1 protein-coding gene and 2 pseudogenes are annotated in these 1,269 nt (G+C 37.7%); all 3 read left to right on the plus strand.

What is annotated here, in order from left to right:
- Nucleotides 1–113 precede the first annotated feature (113 nt).
- Nucleotides 114–248: pseudogene (locus tag QUA54_RS34730) on the plus strand (IS4 family transposase); the annotation flags it as partial.
- Nucleotides 249–310: 62 nt separating this feature from the next.
- A protein-coding gene (locus QUA54_RS34280) for an IS1 family transposase (RefSeq protein WP_333419494.1) occupies nucleotides 311–1,044 on the plus strand; the annotation gives its coding sequence in 2 pieces (ribosomal slippage) (nucleotides 311–650 and nucleotides 650–1,044; 735 coding nt in all).
- Between the two features lie 49 nt (nucleotides 1,045–1,093).
- Nucleotides 1,094–1,269: pseudogene (locus QUA54_RS34285) on the plus strand (IS4 family transposase); the annotation flags it as partial.

Genomic DNA, 1,269 nt, shown 5'->3' on the forward strand with positions numbered 1-1,269 from the left:
TCGACAATTTTCGAGCTCGACTATTAGCTGGCTTTTCTAATTAGTTTTTATTATCACCTCAAACCCAGAAGACCCCTTATTGCCGTGTTGGTACTCGCTTATCAATTGCAATAGATCGCAGCCAATGGGGCTGTATTAATTTGTTCATGGTTAGCTTAATCTGGGAGCGAAGAGCAATTCCATTATACTGGTCATTGCTACCCAAATTGGGCAGCAGCAACTTCGAGGAAAAAACGGCGTTGCTGAAGTAGGGTATGATGATGTTAGATGGCGAGTGCCAAAAAATAACACTTTACAAAACGCAGAGCTTATGAAATGTCCTGAATGTCAGTCAAATCATGTTAATAAAAATGGTCATAAGAAAGGTAAACAGAATTATATTTGTGTCGGTTGTGGCAGGCAATTTATAGATTGCTATCAACCTCGTAAAGGTTACTCGGAGGAGGTGAAACGTGAATGTCTGAAAATGTATGTCAATGGGATGGGCTTTCGAGCAATAGAAAGAGTCAAAAATGTGCATCATACGACAATCATTACTTGGGTCAAACAAGTAGGAAAACTCTTGCAAGATTTTTATCACCCCGAAACAACTCCACAAGTGGGAGAATTAGATGAATTACAAACATTTGTCGGCTCAAAAAAAACAAAACCTGGTTGTGGACAGCAGTAGACCATTTTAAACCAGGTATTTTAGGATGGGTTTTAGGCGACCATAGCGCAAAAACCTTTGAACCATTATGGGGCGTTGTTAATAAATGGAAATGCCATTTTTATGTAACAGATGGGTGGAAAGTTTACCCGAAGTTTATTCCCGATGGAGATCAGATTATTAGCAAAACCTATATGACAAGAGTTGAGGGTGAAAATACAAGATTAAGACATTATTTGGCTCGCCTAAAACGAAAAAGTCTTTGTTATTCTAAATCTGAACAAATGCTAAGATATTCAATTCAGTTACTAATTCACTATCTAAAATTTGCAGATGTTCCAATTCCGTATCAAAATCAAAGAAATCATTCTCGCTTGTCTTCGATCGCACTATAAATTCATCATCCCTTGATTCAGCAACGCCGAAAAAACGACAAATCTACAGCAAGTTTTACCATTATTTTCATCAGATAAAGTCATCGTTTTAGGAGACCGTGAATTTTGTTCGATTGACCTAGGAAACTGGCTGAAGCAAAAGGGTGTATCTTTTTGCTTAAGACTGAAGAAGAATCATTGTATCGAAACAGAGGATTTAGTTTGGCAGCGATTAGATGAATTAGG

It is taken from the genome of Microcoleus sp. MOSTC5, assembly GCF_036701825.1.
GTDB classification, from domain to species: Bacteria; Cyanobacteriota; Cyanobacteriia; order Cyanobacteriales; family Microcoleaceae; genus Microcoleus; species Microcoleus asticus.